Annotated in this window: 22 protein-coding genes; 20 read left to right on the plus strand and 2 right to left on the minus strand. The window is 64.9% G+C overall.

Features of this window, described 5'->3' with window-relative positions:
• Positions 1-30: 30 nt before the first annotated feature.
• The 4 genes from FYJ28_RS10150 to FYJ28_RS10165 are packed head-to-tail and all read left to right on the plus strand — an operon-like array spanning position 31 to position 5,356.
• On the plus strand, positions 31-1,335 hold the full coding sequence (locus FYJ28_RS10150; protein ID WP_154579176.1) for a hypothetical protein: 1,305 nt from the start codon (positions 31-33) through the stop codon (positions 1,333-1,335).
• A 58-nt stretch (positions 1,336-1,393) separates the two neighbouring features.
• The gene (locus FYJ28_RS10155) at positions 1,394-2,839 is read left to right on the plus strand and encodes a glycosyltransferase family 87 protein (RefSeq protein WP_055242846.1); all 1,446 of its coding nucleotides are present in this window, start codon (positions 1,394-1,396) and stop codon (positions 2,837-2,839) included.
• The gene (locus FYJ28_RS10160) at positions 2,836-3,909 is read left to right on the plus strand and encodes a lipid II:glycine glycyltransferase FemX (RefSeq protein ID WP_055242847.1); all 1,074 of its coding nucleotides are present in this window, start codon (positions 2,836-2,838) and stop codon (positions 3,907-3,909) included. Before FYJ28_RS10155 ends, FYJ28_RS10160 begins: the two co-directional genes overlap by 4 nt.
• Complete coding sequence (locus FYJ28_RS10165) at positions 3,902-5,356, plus strand: phytoene desaturase family protein (protein ID WP_326831644.1); 1,455 nt, start codon at positions 3,902-3,904, stop codon at positions 5,354-5,356. The genes FYJ28_RS10160 and FYJ28_RS10165 overlap by 8 nt, the downstream gene beginning before the upstream one ends.
• Before the next feature lie 173 nt (positions 5,357-5,529).
• Here FYJ28_RS10165 and FYJ28_RS17540 read toward each other — a convergent pair whose 3' ends face one another.
• Positions 5,530-5,652, minus strand: coding sequence for a hypothetical protein (locus FYJ28_RS17540; protein ID WP_268235006.1), 123 nt, complete (start codon positions 5,650-5,652; stop codon positions 5,530-5,532).
• A gap of 44 nt (positions 5,653-5,696) precedes the next feature.
• Between FYJ28_RS17540 and FYJ28_RS10170 the strand changes: the two genes are divergently transcribed.
• Complete coding sequence (locus FYJ28_RS10170) at positions 5,697-6,632, plus strand: hypothetical protein (RefSeq protein WP_154579178.1); 936 nt, start codon at positions 5,697-5,699, stop codon at positions 6,630-6,632.
• Between the two features lie 50 nt (positions 6,633-6,682).
• Positions 6,683-6,958 (plus strand): hypothetical protein, encoded by a 276-nt coding sequence (locus FYJ28_RS10175; protein WP_055242853.1) that lies wholly within the window; start codon positions 6,683-6,685, stop codon positions 6,956-6,958.
• Positions 6,959-6,978: 20 nt separating this feature from the next.
• On the opposite strand, the gene FYJ28_RS10180 is transcribed toward FYJ28_RS10175, so the two are convergent.
• Positions 6,979-7,299: a putative quinol monooxygenase gene (locus FYJ28_RS10180; RefSeq protein ID WP_154579179.1), complete on the minus strand. Its 321-nt coding sequence runs from the start codon at positions 7,297-7,299 to the stop codon at positions 6,979-6,981.
• 118 nt (positions 7,300-7,417) lie between these two features.
• Between FYJ28_RS10180 and FYJ28_RS10185 the strand changes: the two genes are divergently transcribed.
• The 14 genes from FYJ28_RS10185 (at position 7,418) to dnaB (ending at position 21,498) form a co-directional block, all read left to right on the plus strand.
• Positions 7,418-9,100, plus strand: a complete 1,683-nt coding sequence (locus tag FYJ28_RS10185; protein WP_326831645.1) for an ABC-F family ATP-binding cassette domain-containing protein — start codon at positions 7,418-7,420, stop codon at positions 9,098-9,100.
• Between the two features lie 55 nt (positions 9,101-9,155).
• Complete coding sequence (locus FYJ28_RS10190) at positions 9,156-10,364, plus strand: MFS transporter (protein WP_326831646.1); 1,209 nt, start codon at positions 9,156-9,158, stop codon at positions 10,362-10,364.
• Positions 10,365-10,464: 100 nt separating this feature from the next.
• Positions 10,465-11,508, plus strand: a complete 1,044-nt coding sequence (locus tag FYJ28_RS10195; protein ID WP_154579182.1) for an ATP-binding cassette domain-containing protein — start codon at positions 10,465-10,467, stop codon at positions 11,506-11,508.
• Positions 11,505-12,347 (plus strand): ABC transporter permease, encoded by an 843-nt coding sequence (locus FYJ28_RS10200; RefSeq protein ID WP_326831647.1) that lies wholly within the window; start codon positions 11,505-11,507, stop codon positions 12,345-12,347. Before FYJ28_RS10195 ends, FYJ28_RS10200 begins: the two co-directional genes overlap by 4 nt.
• Positions 12,348-12,376: 29 nt before the next feature.
• Complete coding sequence (locus tag FYJ28_RS10205; RefSeq protein ID WP_154579183.1) at positions 12,377-13,324, plus strand: ABC transporter ATP-binding protein; 948 nt, start codon at positions 12,377-12,379, stop codon at positions 13,322-13,324.
• Positions 13,321-14,175, plus strand: a complete 855-nt coding sequence (locus FYJ28_RS10210) for an ABC transporter permease subunit (protein WP_055242863.1) — start codon at positions 13,321-13,323, stop codon at positions 14,173-14,175. The genes FYJ28_RS10205 and FYJ28_RS10210 overlap by 4 nt, the downstream gene beginning before the upstream one ends.
• Positions 14,176-14,334: 159 nt before the next feature.
• The gene (locus tag FYJ28_RS10215) at positions 14,335-15,291 is read left to right on the plus strand and encodes an ABC transporter ATP-binding protein (RefSeq protein ID WP_055243028.1); all 957 of its coding nucleotides are present in this window, start codon (positions 14,335-14,337) and stop codon (positions 15,289-15,291) included.
• Positions 15,288-16,163, plus strand: a complete 876-nt coding sequence (locus tag FYJ28_RS10220) for an ABC transporter permease (RefSeq protein ID WP_055242865.1) — start codon at positions 15,288-15,290, stop codon at positions 16,161-16,163. The genes FYJ28_RS10215 and FYJ28_RS10220 overlap by 4 nt, the downstream gene beginning before the upstream one ends.
• 158 nt (positions 16,164-16,321) lie before the next feature.
• A complete protein-coding gene (locus FYJ28_RS10225; RefSeq protein WP_195840648.1) occupies positions 16,322-17,596 on the plus strand; it encodes a M18 family aminopeptidase in 1,275 nt (424 codons plus the stop codon).
• A gap of 197 nt (positions 17,597-17,793) precedes the next feature.
• Entirely contained in the window at positions 17,794-18,099 is a 306-nt protein-coding gene (rpsF, locus tag FYJ28_RS10230) for a 30S ribosomal protein S6 (protein WP_055242868.1), read from the plus strand.
• Positions 18,100-18,166: 67 nt separating this feature from the next.
• Entirely contained in the window at positions 18,167-18,715 is a 549-nt protein-coding gene (locus FYJ28_RS10235; protein WP_154579185.1) for a single-stranded DNA-binding protein, read from the plus strand.
• A 103-nt stretch (positions 18,716-18,818) separates the two neighbouring features.
• Complete coding sequence (rpsR, locus tag FYJ28_RS10240; RefSeq protein WP_003800144.1) at positions 18,819-19,058, plus strand: 30S ribosomal protein S18; 240 nt, start codon at positions 18,819-18,821, stop codon at positions 19,056-19,058.
• Positions 19,059-19,076: 18 nt separating this feature from the next.
• Positions 19,077-19,526, plus strand: a complete 450-nt coding sequence (gene rplI, locus FYJ28_RS10245) for a 50S ribosomal protein L9 (RefSeq protein WP_055242872.1) — start codon at positions 19,077-19,079, stop codon at positions 19,524-19,526.
• 592 nt (positions 19,527-20,118) lie between these two features.
• Positions 20,119-21,498, plus strand: coding sequence for a replicative DNA helicase (gene dnaB, locus FYJ28_RS10250; protein ID WP_055242874.1), 1,380 nt, complete (start codon positions 20,119-20,121; stop codon positions 21,496-21,498).
• Positions 21,499-21,539 lie beyond the last annotated feature (41 nt).

Raw genomic sequence — 21,539 nt, forward strand, 5'->3', positions numbered from 1 at the left:
CGGAGCCCGACCCTCCGCTAGGAGTGCGCCATGAAATCCCTGCCAGCAACCTTCCGCGGCCGAGCTGCCGCCGCCCTGGCAGCAGCCGGGCTTCTTGTGGGCGGAGGACTCACGGCCTGCACCCAGGACAGCGGTACGGAAAGCTCATCCCCGAGCCCGACGGCGGAATCCGGCTCTGCATCACAGCTCGCCGACGAGTGTGAGCTGCCGGAGCCCTCTGCCACACCCAGTCCGGAAAGCGGTGATTTCTCCGCCGCGGACCCGGACAAGTCCGCCCTCGAGGTGGGCAGCGGGCAGCAGCGCGCAGTGGGTGCGTCCACCATCAGCAAGTCGGGGGACAGCTCCAGCACCGATTCATCCAGCTTTTCCGGGCTCAATGCCGCCGTGCTCATCTCCGGGGGCGGATCCCTGGCCATGAACGGGACCACCGTCGAAACCGCCGGCAGCGGCGCCAACGGGGTGTTTGCGACCGGCACGGGTTCCTCGGCGTCCCTGCAGGACGTGAGCGTGAAGACCCAGGGCAGTTTCTCCCACGCCCTGGATGTTACCGACGGCGGGAGCCTCACGGCCGTGAGCCCGCAGCTGTCCACCGCCAGTGACCACTCCAGCGTGATCGCCACTGACCGCGGCGGGGGAGACATCCAGGTCAGCGGAGGGAACGCCACGGCAAGCGGTGATCTGTCCGCCGTCATCTACTCCACGGGGATCATCTCCGTGTGCGGCCTGACCGGATCTTCGGCGCTGGCGGAGGCTGCCGTTGTGGAGGGCGCCAACTCGGTGCGCACCACCAGTTCCGATCTGACCGGCGGCACGCACGGTGCCTATCTGTACTCCAGTACGCCGGGCAGCACCGGAGGCGGAACTTTCACCATGTCCGGCGGAACACTGACCGCCAAGGACGGCAACGCCGTTTTCGTAGACGGAGTGAGTGCCACCATCAACCTCAGCAATGCACCCAAACTGGACCCCGGATCCGGTGCGTTGATCAGCGTGTCCAGCAACGGCAGTGCTTCGGCCTCGCTGCAGGAAACGGTGCTGGAAGGACAGTTGACCGCCGACGCCGGGAGCACGTTGTCCGTGTCACTGACAGCCAACAGCCGGGTCACCGGGACGCTGAGCAACGTGGGCCTGGAACTGGACAACACCAGCATGGTGGAACTCGCCGCGGATTCCTCCGCCACTTCGGTGCAGGGTGCGCTGGTTACGGGCAACGAGATCACCAACATCACGGGCAACGGCCACACCCTCACCTACGATCCCGGGGCAGATGGAAACGGCTACCTCAACGGACAGGACTACCAGCTGGCCGGCGGCGGCACCCTGCAGGCATCCTGAGCACAGTTTCAGCCAGTCGGACGTGGCCGCGCGGGGGCCCACCGGCATACTGGTAGGCATGGATTCCACGCCCCGCCGCCGGCCGATGCGGATTGTTGTGCCAAGCCGAAACGACCGGCTGCTGAGCCGCTTCACGGAGGGACTCGGCGGTCCCATGGGGAAGTTCACGGCCCCGGGAATGGTGTCCCCGGGTTTCTTCACGGTGGAACGCGTTCTGATCCTGATGACCACGGGGGCGGCCCTGCTGGCGCTGCTGGCGAAGACCCCCTGCCGGGCAAACGGCTGGTCCAACCAGTTCTACCAGGCGTGCTATTCGGACTGGCCGGCCCTGTTCGGTGCCCGGGGGCTGGGAGAGGGGATCTATCCCTTCATCAGCGCCGGATCTGAATTCGAGTACCCGGTGCTGCTGGGACTGCTCGCCGGGTTTGTGGCCTGGCTGGTCCCCGCGGAGGCGGAATCCCGCTGGCTGCTCTACTTCGACCTCAATGCAGTGTTTGCCACCGCGGCCTGGATCGTCACGGTGATCGCCACCATGCGGATGGCCAACCGCCGCCCCTGGGATGCGGCCATGGTGGCCGTGGCACCGGCAATGATCCTGTCCATGTTCATCAACTGGGACATCTGGGCCGTGATGCTCGCTGCCCTGGGCATGCTGGCCTTCGCCCGCAGCAAACCGGCACTGGCCGGGGTGCTGATAGGCCTGGGAACGGCGCTGAAACTCTATCCAGTGCTGATCCTCGGTGCCGTGCTCGTCCTGGCGATCCGAACCTTCAAGTGGCGTCCCGCCGTCGTCACGTTCGCAGCCACTGCCCTGACCTGGCTGGCGGTGAATGTTCCCTTTGCGCTCCGCGACTTCGAGGGCTGGAAGTACTTTTACGAGTTTTCCCGGGACCGGGGCGCGGGGAATTCAAGTGTCTGGCAAGCCTGGAACATTACCTTCCCGGAATTTGAGGCAGATGCCGCATTCATCGGCTTTTGGGCGTACTTCCTCTTCGCCCTGGCCTGCGCCGGGATTGCCCTGCTGGCCCTCGCGGCGCCCCGCCGTCCGCGAATGGCCCAGCTGGTCTTCCTGATCGTGGCCGCGTTCATCCTCACCAATAAGGTCTACTCACCGCAGTTCGTGCTCTGGCTCGTGCCGCTGCTGGCACTGGCCCGGCCGCGCTGGCGGGACTTTCTGATCTGGCAGTTCTTCGAGGTAATGCACTGGTGGGCAATCTGGCTCTACCTCGCCGCAATCCTTGGCGGCGGACCCCCGGAGAACAACCTTGATTCAGGCTGGTTCGTGTTGTCAGTAGCGGGGCACATGGGCGCAACCATGTACCTGATGTTCAGGGTGGCCCTGGATATCTGGGACCCCCGCACCGATCCGGTCCGCCGCATGGGCATCGACGATCCGCAGGGCGGACCGTTCAACCAGGCGCCAGACCGCTGGCGGCTCAGGCTCGGCCGCCGCCCTCGGGTACCCTTGGAAACGGACGCAGCCCCGGCGAAAGAAGCACAGTGACCCCCGCTCCCTACCGTTTTCAGCAGCTGTCGCGCGAGGACTTTGAGTCCCTCGCCGCCGGGCACCCCGGCGTCGTCATTCCGCTGGAACAAACGCCCTACTGGGCGGATTTCGAGACCAGACTGGGCCGCGATCCCTACGGAATCTGGGCCTATTACGACGGCGGCAAGCTGGTTGCGACCGCCAGTTACCTGCGTTCACGGCGGCGCCTGCGCCCGTCCCTCGTAGTGGTAAACGGACCCACCTGGTTTACCGAACGGACGCCCGAGGCGGAAGCCCGGCTGGTCGCCACCGTGCAGGAGCAGTTCAGGGCCGACCCCGCCGTGGATCCGCTGTACGTCCGGATGCAGGTGGAGCATGTCCAGCCGCCGGTCGCCGGGCCGCTGGAACACGGCTGGTACGAGCGCGAAATCGTAGTGGACCTGACGCCGGATACGGACAAGATTTTCGCGGCGTTCCGGCCTAATGCCCGGAACCTTATCCGCAAGGCGGAGAAGCTGGGCGTGGAAGTGCGCGCTGTGGAGCGGGAGCAGTGGGCGGACGTTTTCCGCACCGAGCTCTTCCCGATCATGCAGGAGACTGCAGCCCGCGACGGGTTCTCCAGCTTCGATTCCGCGTTCTATGAAACCCTGCTCACCGAACTCGGAGACCATCTGCGCCTCATGGTGGCCTATGTGGACGGCAAGCCGGTCTCCTGGCTGATCACCACGGAATACCGCGGCTACGCGGTGTACTACTTCGCTGCCAGCTCACGCGATGCCCGGAAGACCAACGCGCCTTACCTGCTTCTCTGGGAAGCGTTCAAGATCCTCAAGGACGCGGGGAACACAGCCTGCGGCCTGACCGGCATTGAGAGCGAGAACTATCCCTCGCTGGCGAACGTCACCACGTTCAAACGCAATTTCTCGAAGACCGTGGTCACGGTTCCCACGACCTACGACATTCCGCTGCATCCGCTCCGCTACCGCGCACTCGCAACAGCCCTTCGGGTACGCCGGGACGCCCCCGGTCTCCTCCGCCGCGCCGCAGCGCGGATTCGGCGTCCGGATGCCAAGGCCGGCCGTGACTGACGTAACCGTGGTGGGTTCCGGGCCGAACGGCCTGGCTGCAGCCGTCACCATGGCCCGCGCCGGGTTGTCCGTGCGCGTCCTGGAAGCTGCACCCACCGCGGGCGGGGGATCCCGCACCAGCGAACTGATGCGTCCCGGTTACCGGCATGACATTTGCTCCGCAGTCCATCCAATGGGACTGGCATCGCCCTTCTTCCGGGATTTCGGCCTGGCTGACCGGATCCGGTTGGAGGTCCCCGAAGCGTCGTACGCGCAGCCGCTGGACGGCGGGCAGGCTGCGGTTGCCTACCGGAGCCTGGAACGAACCATCCAGGACCTTGGCCCCGACGGCAACGCCTATAAAAGGCTCATGGGCCCGCTGGTCCGGCACAGCGAAGCGATCACCCGGACGCTGATGGACCCGCTGCTGAAGGTTCCGCGGGAACCTCTCTCAGCGCTGCGTTTTGGACTGGCAGCACTGGACCAGGGAACCGCGGCCTGGAACCGCAGGTTCAGCGGGGAGGCCGCCCCTGCCCTGCTGACCGGGGTGATGGCCCACCCGGTGGGGCAGCTGCCCTCGCTGCCTTCAGCCGGCGGGGGACTGCTGCTTGCCCTGCTGGCCCACACCGTTGGCTGGCCGGTTCCGGTTGGCGGCTCGCAGGCGATTGCGGATGCGATGGTTGAGGACCTCCTCGCCCACGGCGGAGAGCTCGAGACCGGGGTGAGAGTGGATTCCCTGGCCGAGGTCTCCGGCTCACGCGCGGTGATTCTCGATACCGCCCCTGCCGGTCTGCTGCGCATGGCCGGGGGGCGGCTGCCGGCACGCTATGAAAAGACGCTGCGCCAGTTCCGGTACGGCAACGCGGCCTGCAAGGTGGACTTCATCCTGTCCGGGCCGGTTCCGTGGAAGAACCCCGCGGTCGCCGCTGCAGGAACAGTGCACCTGGGCGGAACACGGACCGAAACTGCTGCGGCCGAGGCGGAGGTGGCAGCCGGCCGGCATCCCGGGGAGCCCTACGTGCTTCTTTCCCAGCCCAGCAGCTTTGATTCAACCCGCGCACCGGCGGGGCATCACATCCTCTGGACGTACTGCCATGTTCCGGCGGGCTCCAACCGGGACATGGCCGGCGAAATCACAGCCCAGATTGAGCGCTTCGCTCCCGGGTTCCGGGACGTGGTCCTTGAGACCCGGACTACGACGGCGCAGGGCCTCGCCGCGTACAACGAAAACTATGTGGGCGGGGATTTTGGTGCCGGGGCCGTCACACTGGGGCAAATGCTTCGCCGGCCGGTCCTCTCGCCCAGCCCCTGGCAAACCCCCCTGCCCGGCGTCTACCTGTGCTCAGCCTCCACCCCGCCCGGCCCCGGCGTCCACGGGATGGGTGGGTACCACGCTGCGCGCCTGGCGCTGAAGGATGTCTTTGGCCTCCAGGTCCCCGCGCTGGGACCCGCTGCGGGATCCTCCTGAGCGGGAGGCCCGCCGGCGGTTTGCTGCGAGGTTACGGGTTGGTTCCGGGTCCGCGCCGCACGGCGTCACCAACGGCCCGGAGGGGAAGAGAACTGTATCTTGGGACTCGGCATCCAAAGACAGTGGCATGGAAACGTCCCGCCACAGCACGACCGGGGGATCTTTCATGACGGTTACAGTCCAACCACGTCCGGGACGTCCAGGCTCTGCCACGCCGCCTGCCGGCGCGGCGCCCGGGCCTGTCCGCCCAGGCGCAGGGCGCGGCCGCGGCCGCCGTCGTCGGAGCGTTGGATCACCGCGCGGCCGCAGGGCAGCGTTTCTGGCAGCGGCCGGGGCAGCGGTGCTCGCGGCGGCAGCCGCACTGGGCTACCGGTTTGTCAGCGAGGACGTCCTGGGCCCCAAGGCAAAAGTCGAAGACTATTTGGCTGCTTTGGCATCGGGGGACCACTCCGCCGCCCACTCCCTGCTGCCGGCTGTTGAGGCGCTCGTGCCGCAGGAAGAAGCGGTGTACCGCGAAGCCGGCCACAGGATCACAGGGTTCTCGATCCTGGGACAGGAAATCCGCGACGGCCGCGCCGTCGTGCAGGCGGCTGTGGTGCAGAACGGCGAGACCAAACCCGTTGAGTTCCGGCTCAGGGATACCGGGATCCGAGCCTGGATCTTCACCGTCTGGCAGCTTGAACCGACCGCCGCGCGGACGGTGCAGGTGGACGTTCCCGCCGGGACGGAAACAATCCTGATCAACGGTGCAGAGCTTGCACTCCCGCCGGACACCAGCCATGCCGAAGTGCTGCTGCTGCCGGGTTCCTACCTCATCCAGGGCCCGCCGCAGCGTTATCTCAGCTATGGACCGGGCCAGACGGTGACCGTGGAGCCGGGAATGGCGGGCGGCCCGGAAGGTGTGCGCCTCCGGCCCGCAGTTACGGGTGAGCTGGCGCCCGAAGTACAGCTGCAGGCAGAGGCTTATCTCTCGGATTGCCTTGCAGGGCACGAAGCAGCGCCCGCTGCCTGCCCCAATGCCGCCTATACCGCTTTCGGGCCGGAGCGGTACCGGAACCTGGAATGGAGCCTGGAGAAGGCGCCGCAGTACCGGATCGTTGGAACGCCCGAAACCGGACTCGCGGTGTATGCGACCGGTGGCAAGGCCCGTGCGGTGTATCAGGAGGACGTCAGCGGAGCAGGGCGCTGGGAGAACCGCATTGACCTGGTGAGCATCAGCTTCGGTTCGGAACTCGAACTGGCCGGGGACACCCCAGGGCTGGACTTCCGGCCCTGAACCCTTGCACTGAAGCGCACGCCATGGGGAACTTGAAGGAGGAGGTTCCCATGACGGACACACCAGAACACCTGAACAACCACCACCGGGACACACTGAACCAGATCCTGCGCCACCCCGTCTCCCACAACATCGAATGGAAGCGGGTCCGTTCACTGCTGGACACCGTCGCCGACACCACCCGTGAGCACAACGGTAAATACGAGGTGACCATCGCCGGCCAAACGGACTACCTGACTCCGCCGCGCGGCAAGGACATCGACGAACAGACCGTCGTGGACCTGCGCGAACTGCTGGAGCGCGCCGGATTCTCCCTCGAGGAATAACGGGCGCGCTCCGGCTGGTGTTACTTAACTTCCAGTTCGCCCATCCGTGACCATTCCTGGCCGTCGATGAGCGTATTGATGATGCGCGGGGTCTCGACCAGGGCGGGCTGCATGTCCTTCATGGCCTGCTGGAAGTGGTCGCTGTTGACGTGGGCAGCCGCGGCGTCGTCCTTGAACGCTTCCACGAGCACAAACTCGTTCGGATCTTCCAGGCTCCGGGACCAGTCGAACCAGAGGTTGCCGTCTTCCGCGCGGGTGGCAGCGGTGAAGGCCGGGGTGAGCTCGGGCCACCGATCGGTCCACTCAGGCTTGACCTTGAACTTAACGACGATGAAGATCATCTTTTTCTCCTGGTTTTCTGCGGTATTTCTGCGGTAATTGCCAACACAAAAGCCTATGCCCGCGGCGGACCGCCGTCACGCCGGCGGAAGTCCATCCCCGCGATGGGAGGATGGAAGCGTGGCTCATTTAGACGTATCCGGCATCGACTACTTCCTCTCCGACGGCAGGCAGCTGCTCAGCGGCGTCAGCTTCAAGGTGGGCGAGGGCCATAAAACGGCCCTGATCGGACCGAACGGCACGGGTAAGACCACTTTGCTGCGCATCATCGCCGAGGATATTAAGCCGGATGAGGGCACCGTTTCCCGGTCGGGGAACATGGGGATCATGCGCCAGTTCGTCGGCCAGGTCCGGGACGGGAGCACCGTGCGGGACCTGCTGGTCTCTGCCGCTCCGCCGGCCATCGCGGCCGCTGCCAGGGCCGTGGATGAGGCCGAAGAGGCCATGATGGAGAACGACGACGAGCCCACCCAGATGCGTTATGCCCAGGCCATTGCGGACTGGGGCGACGTAGGCGGCTACGAGCAGGAGACGGTCTGGGACGAAGTGACCACCGCCGCCCTGGGCATGCCCTTTGACGCTGCCCAGTACCGCCAGGCCAGCACGCTCTCCGGCGGTGAGCAGAAACGCCTGGTCCTGGAAGCGCTGTTCTCCGGACCTGACGAGCTGCTGCTGCTCGATGAGCCGGACAACTACCTGGACGTGCCAGGCAAGCGCTGGCTCGAGGCCAAGCTCGCCGAATCCAGAAACTCCGTCCTGTTCGTTTCCCACGACCGGGAGCTGCTCGCCAACGCTGCGACCCGCATCGTCACCCTTGAACCGGGGATCAACGGGGCGTCTGCCTGGATCCACGGCGGCGGATTCGGCAGCTACATCAAGGCCCGGGAAGACCGCAATGCACGCTTTGAAGAACTGCGCCGCCGCTGGGACGAGGAGCACGTAAAGCTCAAGGAACTCGTCAACATGTACAAGAACAAGGCGGCGTTCCGGTCCGACATGGCCAACCGGTACCACGCAGCCCAGACCCGGCTCGCCAAGTTCCTGGAAGCCGGACCGCCCGAAGCGCTGCCGATCGAGCAGAACGTCAAGATGCGGCTGCGCGGCGGCCGCACCGCCAAGCGCGCCGTCGTGGCCCAGAAGCTGGAGCTGACCGGCCTGATGAAGCCGTTCAGCACCGAAATCTGGTTTGGCGACCGGGTTGGCGTTCTGGGATCCAACGGCTCCGGCAAGTCACACTTCCTGCGCCTCCTGGCCCTCGGCGGCAGCGATCCGGACAAGGAACACGAGCCGGTTTCCGAGGTGGAGATCGCTCCGGTGCCCCATGAGGGTTCGGTCAAGCTCGGTGCCCGGATCCGTCCCGGCTTTTTCGCGCAGACCATGCTTCGCCCTGACCTGCTGGGCAAGACGCTGCTGGACATCCTGCACCGCGGCGACGAGCACCGCTCCGGCCTGGGCCGGGAGGCGGCTGCGGGGGCACTGGACCGCTACGGCCTGGCCTCCTCAGGGGAACAGAAGTACGACTCGCTCTCCGGCGGACAGCAGGCCCGCCTGCAGATCCTGCTGCTGGAACTCTCGGGTGCCACCCTGCTGCTGCTCGACGAACCGACGGACAACCTTGACCTGCACTCTGCCGAGGCGCTGGAGAAGGCCATCGAGGCATTCGAGGGAACCGTGCTGGCCGTGACGCACGACCGCTGGTTCGCCCGCAGCTTTGACCGGTTCCTGGTGTTCGGCTCCGACGGGCGCGTCTATGAGTCCGAAGAACCCGTCTGGGACGAAAAGCGGGTCGAACGGGCACGCTAGGCGCCACGCCGGACGGCATTTCCCTCCGGCGGCCCCGGGGCTCCAGAATGAGGGAGTGAACACGAAAACCCTGGACCGGGCCCTGCTGGCTGTCTTCGCCATCTTCGCCCTGAACGGCCTGATCTTTGCCAGCTGGGCAGCGCGGATCCCGGCAGCAGCGCAGGCCCTGGACATCGGCTCCGCCGGTGTAGGGCTGCTGCTCCTCTTCTCAGCCGTTGGATCAGTTGCGGCCCTTCCCCTGGCAGGTGCCCTGGCACAGCGGGTGGGGACAGCAAATGCCGTCCGCACCGGGGGACTGCTGGCATCCGCCGCTGCCCTTGTGATCGCTGCCGGGCTGGCCTGGGCATCGATTCCCCTCACAGCCGGCGGCCTGCTGCTCTTTGGCGCCGGAATCGGGTTGTGGGACGTTGCCATGAACCTGGAAGGGACAGAGGTTGAACGCGGGCTGAGGCGGACGCTGATGCCAAAGTTCCACGGAGCCTTCAGCGGCGGAGCCTTCATCGGAGCCATGATTGGCGCCGGGCTTTCCGCACTGGGAGTCAGCCTCCCAGTCCACCTGCTCGGAATTGTGGTGCTGGCAGTTGTGCTCGTAATCCTGGTGCCGAAGGCCTTCCTGCCGGATTCCCCGGAGATGCTGCACGCCCACGACGACGACGGCGCCCCCAAGCCCTCCAGCTTCGGAGCCTGGAAGGAAGGACGCACGCTGCTGATCGGCGTCGTTGTTCTAGGTGCCGCCCTCACTGAAGGTGCCGCCAACGACTGGGTGGCGAAGGCAACGGTGGATGGGCTGGACGCCTCTGAAACCGCTGGTGCGGTGATGTTCGGGACCTTCGTGGCAGCCATGACCGCTACGCGCTGGTTCGGCGCCAGGCTGATCGACCGGATGGGCCGGGTGCGGGCGCTTCGGCTGTGCATGGGCGCTTCACTGGCGGGTCTGATTCTCTTTGTGTTTGCGCCCAGCCTCTGGCTCGCCGGGATCGGCGTCATCCTGTGGGGGATTGGCGCCGCACTGGGCTTCCCTATGGGCATGTCCGCCGCCGGTGACGATCCGGCCCATGCTGCGGGCCGGGTTTCGGTTGTTTCCACCCTTGGCTACACGGCGTTCTTCGTCGGCCCTCCGCTGCTTGGTTTCCTTGGTGAGCAGTGGGGCCTGCGCAACGCGCTGCTGGTTGTGGGCGCGGCAATGCTCATGTCCATCCTTTTTGCGCCGGTCGCCGCCGAGCGGAAGCCGGAGGACCTGGGTACAGGGAATCCTGCCGCCTAGCGGGCAATTCCAGCCAAGTTCCTCCTCCCCGCACAGTTGCGGACTGAAGCTGTCCGGAAAAGGCCTATCCAGCGCGTCCGCTCAGTCCTAACCTGAGCGCATGTCCTTTCCCCCCAACAATTCTTCCCCGCTTAATCCTGTGTCCGAAGGCCGCAGGGATCCCCTGATCCAGGCCCGCGGCCTGACCAAGGTTTACAAGTCAAAGTCCGGTCCGGTGTATGCCCTGGACGGACTGGACATCGCAGTTCCCCAAGGCACCGTCAAAGCCCTGCTGGGTCCTAACGGAGCCGGCAAGACCACCGCGGTAAAGGTCCTGACCACCCTGATCAGACCCGATGCCGGCACAGCCGTGATCGACCGGTTCGATGTCCTGCAGCGTCCCAAGGACGTGCGCCGGATCATTGGCGTTTCCGGACAGTACTCGGCCGTGGATGAGAACCTGACCGGTATTGAGAATCTGCGCATGGTGGGCAGGCTCTACCACCTGCCGGCCCCGGCAGCCCGCCGCCGGGCGGCTGAGCTGATTGAACAGTTCGACCTGGCCGATGCCGGCAACCGCCCCGTCAAGGGGTACTCCGGCGGTATGCGGCGCCGGCTGGACCTCGCCGGTGCCCTGGTCAACGAACCCCGGGTGCTGTTCCTGGACGAACCGACCACAGGGCTGGACCCCCGCAGCCGGCTGGCGCTCTGGGATGTCATCAAATCCCTGGTTGCCGCCGGAACCACCCTGCTGCTGACCACCCAGTACCTGGAAGAAGCCGACCAGCTGGCAGACAGCGTCGCGGTGATCGACGGCGGCAAAGTCATCGCCGAGGGAACATCCGACCAGCTCAAGGCCATGATCGGCGGACACCGTGTGGCAGTGGCACTGGTTGAAGGATTCGACGCCGGTGTGGCCCGTGACGTGCTTGCCCGGTACGGCAGCGGAGAAGTCCAGACCGCCAGTGACGGACGCAGCCTGGAGGTGGCAGTGACTGAAGGTCCCTCGGCACTGCAGCACGTTCTGGCAGACCTGGCCGCTGCAGGCATCGAACTGCACGACGCCGGGATCCGCCGCCCCACCCTCGACGACGTGTTCCTCAAGCTCACCGGACACATGGCCGAAGCGGACCAGGAAAAAGCAGACGCAGGGAGCGCACAGTGACCGCCGCAGCCGGGGCCCTGGATCTGGCCCCCACCGAGGGATCCGCCATTGGACGCTGGGCTTCGGACGGCTGGACAGTCACCAAGCGGAACCTGATAAAGATCCGCCGCTCACCGGACATGCTCGCCTTCGCAGTGCTACAGCCCATCATGTTCGTCCTGCTGTTCAGCCAGGTCTACGGCGGATCCATCCAGGTTCAGGGAACGGATTACACCCAGTACCTGATGGCCGGGATTTTCGCCCAGACCGTGGTCTTCGGGTCCACCTTTTCCGGGTCCGCGATGGCCCAGGACCTCAAGGAAGGCATCATCGACAGGTTCCGCACCCTTCCCATGAGCCCGTCCGCCGTCCTGATCGGACGCACCAATTCCGACCTGGTGCTCAACACGATTTCGGTGACGATCATGATGGCCACGGGCCTGCTGGTGGGCTGGCGGGTCAACACGTCGTTTGCGAGCTTCCTCGCCGGCGTCGGACTGCTGCTGCTTTTCTCCTATGCCTTCAGCTGGGTCATGGCGCTGCTGGGCATGTCCGTCCGTTCACCGGAAGCGATCAACAACGCCTCGTTCATCATCCTGTTCCCCATCACGTTCATTTCCAACGCGTTCGTGCAGAGTTCCACCCTGCCCGAGCCGCTGCGGATCTTCGCTGAATGGAACCCTGTTTCGGCCCTGGTGCAGGCTGTGCGGCAGCTGTTCGGCAACCTGGGTTCGGCTCCGGTCCCAGACACGTGGCCCATGCAGCACGCAATTGCGACCGTGCTGATCGGATCTGCGGCCCTGCTTCTTGTTTTTGTTCCCCTTGCCGTGCGGAAGTTTGAGGCAGTGAGCTCACGGTAGGACCCCGCCCGCGAACGTAAGGAAACCCAATGATCGAGGCGCGCGAACTCGCCAAGCGGTACGGCGGCAAGACTGCCGTGGACGGGGTGAGCTTTTCGGTCCAGCCGGGAAGGGTGACCGGGTTCCTCGGGCCCAACGGTGCCGGAAAATCGACCACCATGCGGCTTATTGTCGGTCTGGACCATCCGACTTCAGGAACAGTGACGGTCAACGGGAAACCGTACGCCAGGCACCGGATGCCGCTGCACGAGGTCGGTGCGCTGCTGGAGGCAAAGGCCGTGCACCCGAGACGGTCGGCATACAACCATCTGCGCGCCCTGGCCGCGACCGAAGGCATTTCCACCAAACGCGTCAACGAGGTCATCGAGCTGACCGGCCTGGGTCCGGTGGCCAGGAAGCGGGTGGGCGGTTTCTCACTCGGTATGGGACAGCGCCTCGGCATTGCCGCGGCCCTGCTGGGGGACCCGCAGACCCTGATCCTGGATGAGCCGGTCAACGGCCTGGACCCGGAAGGCGTGAAGTGGGTGCGCTACCTGGTCAAGGGCCTCGCCGCCGAAGGCCGTACGGTGTTCATCTCCTCCCACCTGATGAGCGAGATGGCCGTCACGGCTGATCACCTGATCGTGATCGGCCGCGGCCGTATCCTGGCCGACGCGCCCATCGAGACAGTCCTCACCGGCGGCCAGGCCGAACGCGTCCTGGTGCGAACGGACGACGCCGACGGCCTGGCAGCCGCTGTAGCCGCTGCGGGGGTGGAAATACGCCGGGAGGCGGCGGACGAGGTGACGGTCCTCGGGCTGTCCGCCCGGAGCATCGCTGAGGCGGCCTTCGCCCGGGGGATCCTTATCACCGGCCTGATCCCGCAGCAGGAAACCCTTGAAGATGCCTACATGGAACTAACCGGCGGCGAGGTCGAATACCAGTCGCAGCAGATCGGCGCGCAGGCGTTCCCGGCCAACGAAGGACAAAGCGAATGAGCACAGCTGCAGCCCCTGGGTCCCGGTCACAGCGATCCTGGGCCGGCCGTCCGGTCACCTTTGGCCGTGTGCTGCGCTCTGAGTGGATCAAGACGGCGACCGTGCCTTCGACCGTCATCCTCCTGGCGGTGAGTTTCGCAGTGATGGTCGGCCTGGGTGCACTGGTCGCCTGGGGGATAGTCCAGCTGGCCAGCGATCCGGAGTCAGGCCCGCCCGAGGGAATCGGCCAGTCTCTGCAGACCGCTGCGTATGACGTTCCATCCGCGGGCCTTCCATTCGGTCAGCTGCTGATCGCTGCACTGGCGGTGGTGCTGATCGGGTCCGAATACACCACCGGAATGATCCGGTCCACCATGGTGGCGGTGCCCACCCGTATTCCCGCACTGCTGGCCAAGACGCTGGTGATAGCCGTCATCTCCTTCCTGGTCGGTGTGCTGGCGGCCTTCACCACCTATCTGCTGGCGCAGCCAATCCTTGGGGGCTCCGATTTGGACTTCGGTCTGGAAGCAGACGGGGTGCTGCCCTCCATCATCAACACAGGGACGGTCCTGGCCCTGATTGCCATCATGGGAGTGGGTATTGGCGCACTCCTGCGCAACACGGCCGGGGGAGTGGTGACCCTGGTGGGCGCGCTGTTTGTCCTGCCCATCATCGCCGGCCTGCTCACCGGCCTGGCGGACTGGGTGGAAGACGCCGCCCGTTTCCTGCCAAGCAGCGCCGCGGGCCAGCTGGTAGCCACGCAGGTCCAGCCCGGTCAGTTCAATCAGGTGGAGGGCGGACTGATCCTCGCGGGATGGGCAGTGGTGCTCCTGGCCGCGGCCATCCTCGTCCTCAGGAAGCGCGATGTTTAGGGCCTCATCCCCTTTGGCGTCAGGGAAATCCCTGAGTCATCCCTAAGGGGGACTCCTGAATTAGCCTGAATCATCCCTAGGAACGGTCCGCTGCAGCACATGGTGCGCATAGTGTGGAGTCACCCCCACGAATTTGTACGCTCCTAGATGAGGATCACCATGATCGAGGCACACGGCCTCTCCAAGCGCTACGGCAGCAAGACCGCGGTCGACAACGTTTCCTTTACTGTCGAACCCGGGAAAGTGACCGGGTTCCTGGGTCCGAACGGCGCCGGCAAGTCCACCACCATGCGGATGATTGTGGGACTTGACCGTCCCACTGCCGGAACCGTCACCATCAACGGCAAGCCCTATGCCAAGCACAAGGCTCCGCTCCACGAGGCAGGTGCGCTGCTGGACGCAAAGGCAGTGCACACCCGCCGGTCGGCCTACAACCACCTGCGGGCCATGGCCGCTACGCACGGCATCTCCAACAAGCGCGTCAACGAAGTCATTGAGCTAACCGGTCTGGAACCGGTTGCCAGGAAGCGCGTCGGCGGGTTCTCGCTGGGTATGGGCCAGCGCCTGGGCATCGCCGTTGCGCTGCTGGGGGACCCCAATACGCTGATCCTGGACGAGCCGGTCAACGGCCTGGATCCCGAGGGCGTGCTCTGGGTCAGGAATCTTGCCCGGGGGCTCGCTTCCGAGGGCCGGACGGTTTTCCTTTCCTCACACCTGATGAGTGAAATGGCTGTTACAGCGGATCACCTGATCGTGATTGGCCGCGGCCGCATCATCGCCAACGCGCCGATTCAGGACATCATCGACGGCGGCGGACGGCAGCGCACCCGGGTGCGCACCGACCACGCTGCGGACCTCCTGCCCGTCCTGGAAGGGCGGGGTGCTGAAATCACCCGCGTTGAAGACGGACTGTTTGAAGTCAGCGGCGCCGATTCACGGTCCATTGCCGAAATCGCGCTGGACCGCAGGATCCTGCTCACCGAACTGACGCCCATCCAGGTTTCCCTTGAGGACGCCTACATGGAACTCACCAGGGACGACGTCGAATACAAGTCACACGGATTTAGCCAGGAACCGGCTTCCGCCGAGCCTGTTGTGGAAGGAACCCGAGCATGAGCACCACATCCGCACCCGCGACCTCCCGCCGGGCGGTCCGCACTGACGGCAGCGGCGTCAACTTTGCCAGGGTCATGCGCTCGGAATGGATCAAGGTAACCACCCTGCCCTCCACCGTCATCCTGCTCTCCGTCACCCTCGTGGTCATGGTCGGCCTGGCCGCGCTGGTGGCTTGGAGCTGGGCCACAACCGCCCAGATGCTCGCGGATGATCCCAGCATGGGACCGGCCATGGGTGTTGGGAACGGCATGGACCTGCAGGCCATGGTCTATGACACCCCTGCATCGGGTGCGCTCTTCGGCCAGCTGCTGATCGCTGCCCTCGCCGTGGTCCTCGTGGCCTCCGAGTACAGCACCGGAATGATCCGCTCCACCATGGTGGCTGTTCCCACCCGCACGCCGGCGCTGCTCGCCAAGGCGATCATCACCGCACTCGTTGCCTTCGTCATCGGAGTCGCCGGAGCCTTTGCCAGTTTCCTGATCAGCCAGCCGCTGCTGGCACCGGAAAACCTGGACTTCGGCCTGGACGCTCCGTGGGTGCTGCCCAGCATCATCAACACCGGAACACTCCTGGCCGGCATCGCGATCATGGGTGTAGCCACCGGGTCGCTGCTTCGCAGCACAGCCGGCGGGGTCGTCACCATTATTGGCGTGCTGTTCGTGCTGCCGGTGATCATCCAGCTGATCTCCGGCCTGGCGGACTGGATTCCGGACGCCGCGCGGTTCCTGCCGAGCAGCGCCGGTTCCCAGCTGGTGGCAACGAATATTGCTGACGGCGCGCTGAACCAGCTCGAAGGCGGACTGGTCCTGGGCGGCTGGGCCGTCCTGCTCCTGATCGTGGCGCTGATCGTCACCAAGCGCCGCGACGTGTAGCACCCCCACACTTCGGTGAAGGCAGAAGCGGAAGAACGGCCGCGGACGCCTTCACCGAACACCTCCCGCAGGATCCCCCGGGCAGCACTGCCCGGGGGATCCTTTTTTGTGCGAGGCAGCGGTTACGCGCCCGCCGCCGGCTCTGGTTGAATCAGAGCATGTCTGACGCACTGGCTCACGTAAAAGACCTCGGCGATTATGTTGCCGCTTCACCCTCCAGCTTCCACGCGGCGCGCACCGCTGCAGACCGGCTTGCAGCTGCCGGATTCACGGAGCTGTCCGAGGACCAGGACTGGCCCGCAGCCCCCGGCCGGTACGTCGTGGTCCGTGACGGCGCGTTCATCGCCTGGATCGTTCCCGAAGGAGCCGCTGCCGGCACGGGGTTCAACATCTTCGGCACCCACACTGACTCGCCAACCTTCAAGCTCAAGCCTTCGCCGACTACCGGAAAGTTCGGCTGGCTGCAGGCCGGCGTGGAGGTTTACGGCGGACCGCTGCTGAACTCCTGGCTGGACCGTGAACTGGAGCTCGCCGGACGGCTGGTGACGCTCGACGGCGTCGAGCACCTGGTTGCCACCGGTCCGCTGCTGCGTTTCCCGCAGCTGGCCATTCACCTGGACCGCGCCGTGAACGAAGGCCTGAAGCTGGACAAGCAGCAGCACATGAACCCGGTGTGGGGTCTCGGTGACCCGTCTGCCGCTGACCTGCTGGGCCTGCTCGCCGCCAGCGCAGGCGTGGACCGCGGTGAAATCGGGGGGTACGACGTCGTTGCCGCCGACACCCAGCCCGCACGGGTGTTCGGCGCCGACAGTGAGTTCCTGGCCTCGGGGCGGCTGGACAACCTGTCATCCGTCCACGCCGGACTGCGCGCCCTGGAAGCTGCTGCGGAAACCAAGACCGCCGGATCCATTGCCGTCCTGGCCGCTTTCGACCATGAGGAAGTCGGCAGCGGATCGCGCTCCGGCGCGGCCGGCCCGTTCCTTGAAGACGTGCTGGCCCGGGTCAGCACGGGACTCGGAGCGGATGCAATGCAGGCACAGCGGGCCTTTACTGCTTCCTTCTGCATTTCTGCCGATGCCGGGCACGCGGTGCATCCCAACTATGCCGAACGGCACGACCCCGCCAACCGGCCTGTCCTGAACGGTGGGCCGCTGCTCAAGATCAACGCCAACCAGCGCTACACCACCGACGCTCCCGGGGCGGCGTACTGGGCAGGACTTTGCCGGGAGGCCGAAGTTCCCTACCAGGAATTCGTGTCCAACAACGCAATTCCCTGCGGTTCAACCATTGGCCCGCTCACGGCAACCCGGTTGGGAATCCGCACCATCGACGTCGGCATTCCGCTGCTTTCGATGCACTCCGCCCGCGAGATGGCCGGCGTGCAGGATCCTGCCTGGCTGTCCCGTGCCGCGGAAGTGTTCTTCGTCCGCTGACACAAGGGGTGCTGTCCACAGTGGCCGGGCGGTACGGAAAAATCGGATAGGATAGTGGAGTCTGTGCTGTCAGCTCCGGCTGGCAGGCTTTCGGCGTGAGGGGACTCCCCTCGCTGCGCCGGAGCAAAGACAACGCTAAAGAACCTCCTGTTACGGAAAGACCGTGACCGTATAGCCCAAAGGAGGTGGGTTCACAAATGCGTGCTTATGAACTGATGGTAATCATCGACCCCGAGGTCGAAGAGCGTACCGTGGAGCCTTCGCTCGACAAGTTCCTCAACGTTGTCCGCAACGAGGGTGGAACCATCGACAAGGTGGACATCTGGGGTCGTCGCCGCCTGGCCTACGACATCAAGAAGAAGTCCGAAGGCATCTACGCGGTGGTTAACTTCACCGCCAGCCCTGCAGCTGCTGCTGAGCTTGACCGCCAGCTTGGTCTCAACGAGACCATCCTGCGCACCAAGATCATCCGCCCCGAAGACCAGAAGGTTGTTGCCGAGTAATTTCGGTCCACCTTTTATTCGTCAACGAAAGGCCCGGGGAAACGGGCCGAGACACCAGGAGGCATAAATGGCAGGCGAGACAACGATCACCGTGGTCGGCAACCTGACGAATGATCCGGAACTCCGGTTCACCCCGTCCGGTTCAGCAGTGGCGAACTTCACCATTGCCTCGACGCCGCGCACCTTCGACCGGCAGTCCAACGAATGGAAGGACGGCGAAACGCTGTTCCTCCGTGCGTCGGTTTGGCGTGAAGCTGCGGAAAACGTCGCCGAGTCCCTGACCAAGGGAACCCGAGTCGTCTGCCAGGGCCGCCTGAAGTCACGTTCGTACGAGACCAAAGAGGGCGAAAAGCGTACCGTCATGGAGCTTGAGGTCGACGAAATCGGCCCCTCGCTTCGTTACGCGTCCGCGAAGGTCACCCGCACCCAGCGCTCCGGCGGTGGCGGCGGTGGCTTCGGCGGGAACGCCGGCGGCGGCTTCGGCGGCAACTCCAACTCCGGTTGGGGCGGCCAGCAGCAGCAGTCCGCACCTGCGGACGATCCCTGGGGTGCCCCTGCAGGCGGCAACTCAGGCGGCTGGGGAGCCGGCCCGGATTCCAACGATCCGCCCTTCTAAGCAATACCCCTGTGCCGCAAGGCACAACCTCTGACGGCAACCGCCGTCGAGCCCATCCCGTGGAATTGATCCACGGGCTCCACTAGACATAAGGAGCTCCACGATGGCTAAGGCTGAACTTCGCAAGCCCAAACCAAAGTCCAATCCCTTGAAGGCCGCTGACATCACTGTCATCGACTACAAGGACGTAGCATTGCTGCGCAAGTTCATTTCCGACCGCGGAAAGATCCGCGCTCGTCGCGTAACTGGCGTAACCGTGCAGGAACAGCGCAAGATCGCACAGGCAATCAAGAACGCCCGTGAAGTTGCACTCCTGCCTTACTCCGGCGCTGGCCGCGGCTAAAGGAAAGGAACCTAACTCATGGCAAAGCTCATTCTGACCCACGAAGTCACCGGTCTCGGTGCTGCAGGCGACGTTGTTGAGGTGAAGGACGGTTACGCACGTAACTACCTGGTACCCCGCGGCTTCGCTCTCACCTGGACCAAGGGTGGCGAGAAGCAGGTTGAGTCCATCAAGGCTGCCCGCGCTGCGCGCGAGCACGCTTCGCTGGAAGATGCCCAGAAGCAGGCTGCTGCACTCTCCGCCAAGCCGGTCAAGCTGACCGTCAAGGCCGGCGAGTCCGGACGCCTCTTCGGCACGGTCAAGCCCGCTGACGTTGCCGCTGCTGTTGAAGCTGCCGGCCTCGGCAGCATCGACAAGCGCAAGGTTGAACTGCCGACTCACATCAAGTCGGTTGGTTCTTTCCAGGCCAACGTCCGCCTGCACGACGACGTCGCTGCCGTCATCGACCTCGAGGTCGTTGCCAGCTAGTACGCCGCGCACTGCGTGATACACAGCGCCCCCCGCCGTTTCCGGCGGGGGGCGCTGTTGCGTTCGGCACACCTTTAGACCTGGTGAAGGACATTTTTCGGGTCTCATAATCCCAAGCGGGCTTACCAACACAAGTAGTCCCCAGTAGTTCACAGGTATGTGGATATCTGCTGTGGATAATGGTCTCCGTATGCCCATTCCCGTGATCTGTCAACCTGAAGGCTGTGGCTGAATGTTGGGGAAAATAGTTCGCTGTGCACAGGTGTGGACGGGTGTTTTGCCTAGTCAGAGCCATATTATGGCAGAAACTAATTTGTTATCCACAGCCTTATGCCCAGCCTGTGCACAAGACACGCCCACTTATGAACAGGCTATCCACAAGGCCTGTGGATAACTCGTTTGTTGAGGGGGCCTCACGGGGCTACGGTTGCGGTGGACTCCCTCATCGGCGCACCGGGAATGGTATCGGCGGGGGCACGGCGGGCAGAAGCCCCATTGTCAGTGCCGTCGGCTAGAACGTAGCCAGCCATACACACCTCCGGATCTGCCTGACGGGACCGGAGATAGAACGTTTTTTGGAAAGGGTGGCCCCGTGTCGCTTGCACATGCGGATTCCGCTGAATCAACCCGCACCTCTGATTTCGGCCGGACTCCGCCGCAGGATCTGGTCGCCGAGCAGTCGGTGCTGGGCGGCATGATGCTCTCCAAGGACGCGATCGCCGACTGCGTGGAAGTCCTCCGCGGCGTCGACTTCTACCGCCCGGCGCACGAAGCCATCTACGAAGCCATCATCGACCTTTACGGCCGCGGCGAGCCCGCCGACGCCGTGACGGTCTCCGATGAGCTCACCAAGCGCGGAGAAATCAGCCGCATCGGCGGCCCCGCGTACCTGCACACGCTCATCCAGTCGGTGCCCACCGCAGCCAACGCCGGCTTCTACGCCGAGATCGTCCGGGAGCGCGCAGTCCTCCGCCGCCTGGTTGATGCTGGCACCAAGATCGTGCAGCTTGGCTACTCCAATGACGGAGAAGTGGACGACCTGGTCAATGCGGCCCAGGCTGAGGTCTACGCCGTGGCTGAGCGCCGAACTGCGGAAGACTACGTACCGCTGAAGGACATTATTGAGGGAACGGTGGACGAAATTGAGTCCGCCGGCCACCGCGGTGAAGGCATGACCGGTGTGCCCACCGGTTTCTATGAACTGGACGAACTCACCCAGGGCCTGCACGGCGGCCAGATGATCGTCATTGCCGCCCGTCCCGCCGTCGGCAAGTCCACGTTCGCCTTGGACTTTGCGCGCTCCGCGGCCATCAAGCACAACATGACCACGGTCTTCTTCTCCCTGGAAATGGGCCGCAACGAAATCGCCATGCGCCTGCTCTCAGCCGAGGCCACAATTGGTCTGCAGGACCTGCGCAAGGGCACCATCAAGGATGAGCAGTGGGGCAAGATCGCCACCACAATGGGCCGCATGAACGATGCGCCGCTCTTCATCGACGACAGCCCGAACATGTCCCTGATGGAAATCCGCGCCAAGTGCCGTCGACTGAAGCAGCGGCATGACCTCAAGCTCGTGGTCCTGGACTACCTGCAGCTGATGTCCTCCGGCAAGCGCGTGGAGTCCCGCCAGCAGGAAGTCTCCGAGTTTTCCCGTGCACTGAAACTGCTGGCCAAGGAGCTTGAAGTTCCGGTAATCGCCCTCTCGCAGCTGAACCGTGGTTCTGAGCAGCGCACCGACAAGAAGCCCATGGTCTCCGACCTCCGTGAATCCGGCTCCATCGAGCAGGACGCCGACATGGTGATCCTGCTGCACCGTGAGGATATTTACGACAAGGAGTCCCCACGCGCCGGTGAGGCCGACGTGATCGTGGCCAAGCACCGTAACGGCCCCACGAAGACCATCGTGGTCGGCTTCCAGGGCCACTACTCGCGCTTCTCCAACATGGCGGTCGAGGGCGGCTCCGGCTTCTAGCCTGCACCGCCCGCGTACGCCTTCCCGTTTCCACCACCCCA

It is taken from the genome of Arthrobacter sp. BL-252-APC-1A (assembly GCF_009696625.1).
Lineage (GTDB): Bacteria > Actinomycetota > Actinomycetes > Actinomycetales > Micrococcaceae > Arthrobacter_B.

Coding starts and splice junctions, on each gene's coding strand:
- FYJ28_RS10150 (WP_154579176.1), top strand. CDS start 31: ATGAAATCCCTGCCAGCAACCTTCCGCGGCCGAGCTGCCGCCGCCCTG.
- FYJ28_RS10155 (WP_055242846.1), top strand. CDS start 1,394: ATGGATTCCACGCCCCGCCGCCGGCCGATGCGGATTGTTGTGCCAAGC.
- FYJ28_RS10175 (WP_055242853.1), top strand. CDS start 6,683: ATGACGGACACACCAGAACACCTGAACAACCACCACCGGGACACACTG.
- FYJ28_RS10180 (WP_154579179.1), bottom strand. CDS start 7,299: ATGATCTTCATCGTCGTTAAGTTCAAGGTCAAGCCTGAGTGGACCGAT.
- FYJ28_RS10195 (WP_154579182.1), top strand. CDS start 10,465: ATGTCCTTTCCCCCCAACAATTCTTCCCCGCTTAATCCTGTGTCCGAA.
- FYJ28_RS10205 (WP_154579183.1), top strand. CDS start 12,377: ATGATCGAGGCGCGCGAACTCGCCAAGCGGTACGGCGGCAAGACTGCC.
- FYJ28_RS10210 (WP_055242863.1), top strand. CDS start 13,321: ATGAGCACAGCTGCAGCCCCTGGGTCCCGGTCACAGCGATCCTGGGCC.
- FYJ28_RS10215 (WP_055243028.1), top strand. CDS start 14,335: ATGATCGAGGCACACGGCCTCTCCAAGCGCTACGGCAGCAAGACCGCG.
- FYJ28_RS10220 (WP_055242865.1), top strand. CDS start 15,288: ATGAGCACCACATCCGCACCCGCGACCTCCCGCCGGGCGGTCCGCACT.
- FYJ28_RS10225 (WP_195840648.1), top strand. CDS start 16,322: ATGTCTGACGCACTGGCTCACGTAAAAGACCTCGGCGATTATGTTGCC.
- rpsF (WP_055242868.1), top strand. CDS start 17,794: ATGCGTGCTTATGAACTGATGGTAATCATCGACCCCGAGGTCGAAGAG.
- FYJ28_RS10235 (WP_154579185.1), top strand. CDS start 18,167: ATGGCAGGCGAGACAACGATCACCGTGGTCGGCAACCTGACGAATGAT.
- rpsR (WP_003800144.1), top strand. CDS start 18,819: ATGGCTAAGGCTGAACTTCGCAAGCCCAAACCAAAGTCCAATCCCTTG.
- rplI (WP_055242872.1), top strand. CDS start 19,077: ATGGCAAAGCTCATTCTGACCCACGAAGTCACCGGTCTCGGTGCTGCA.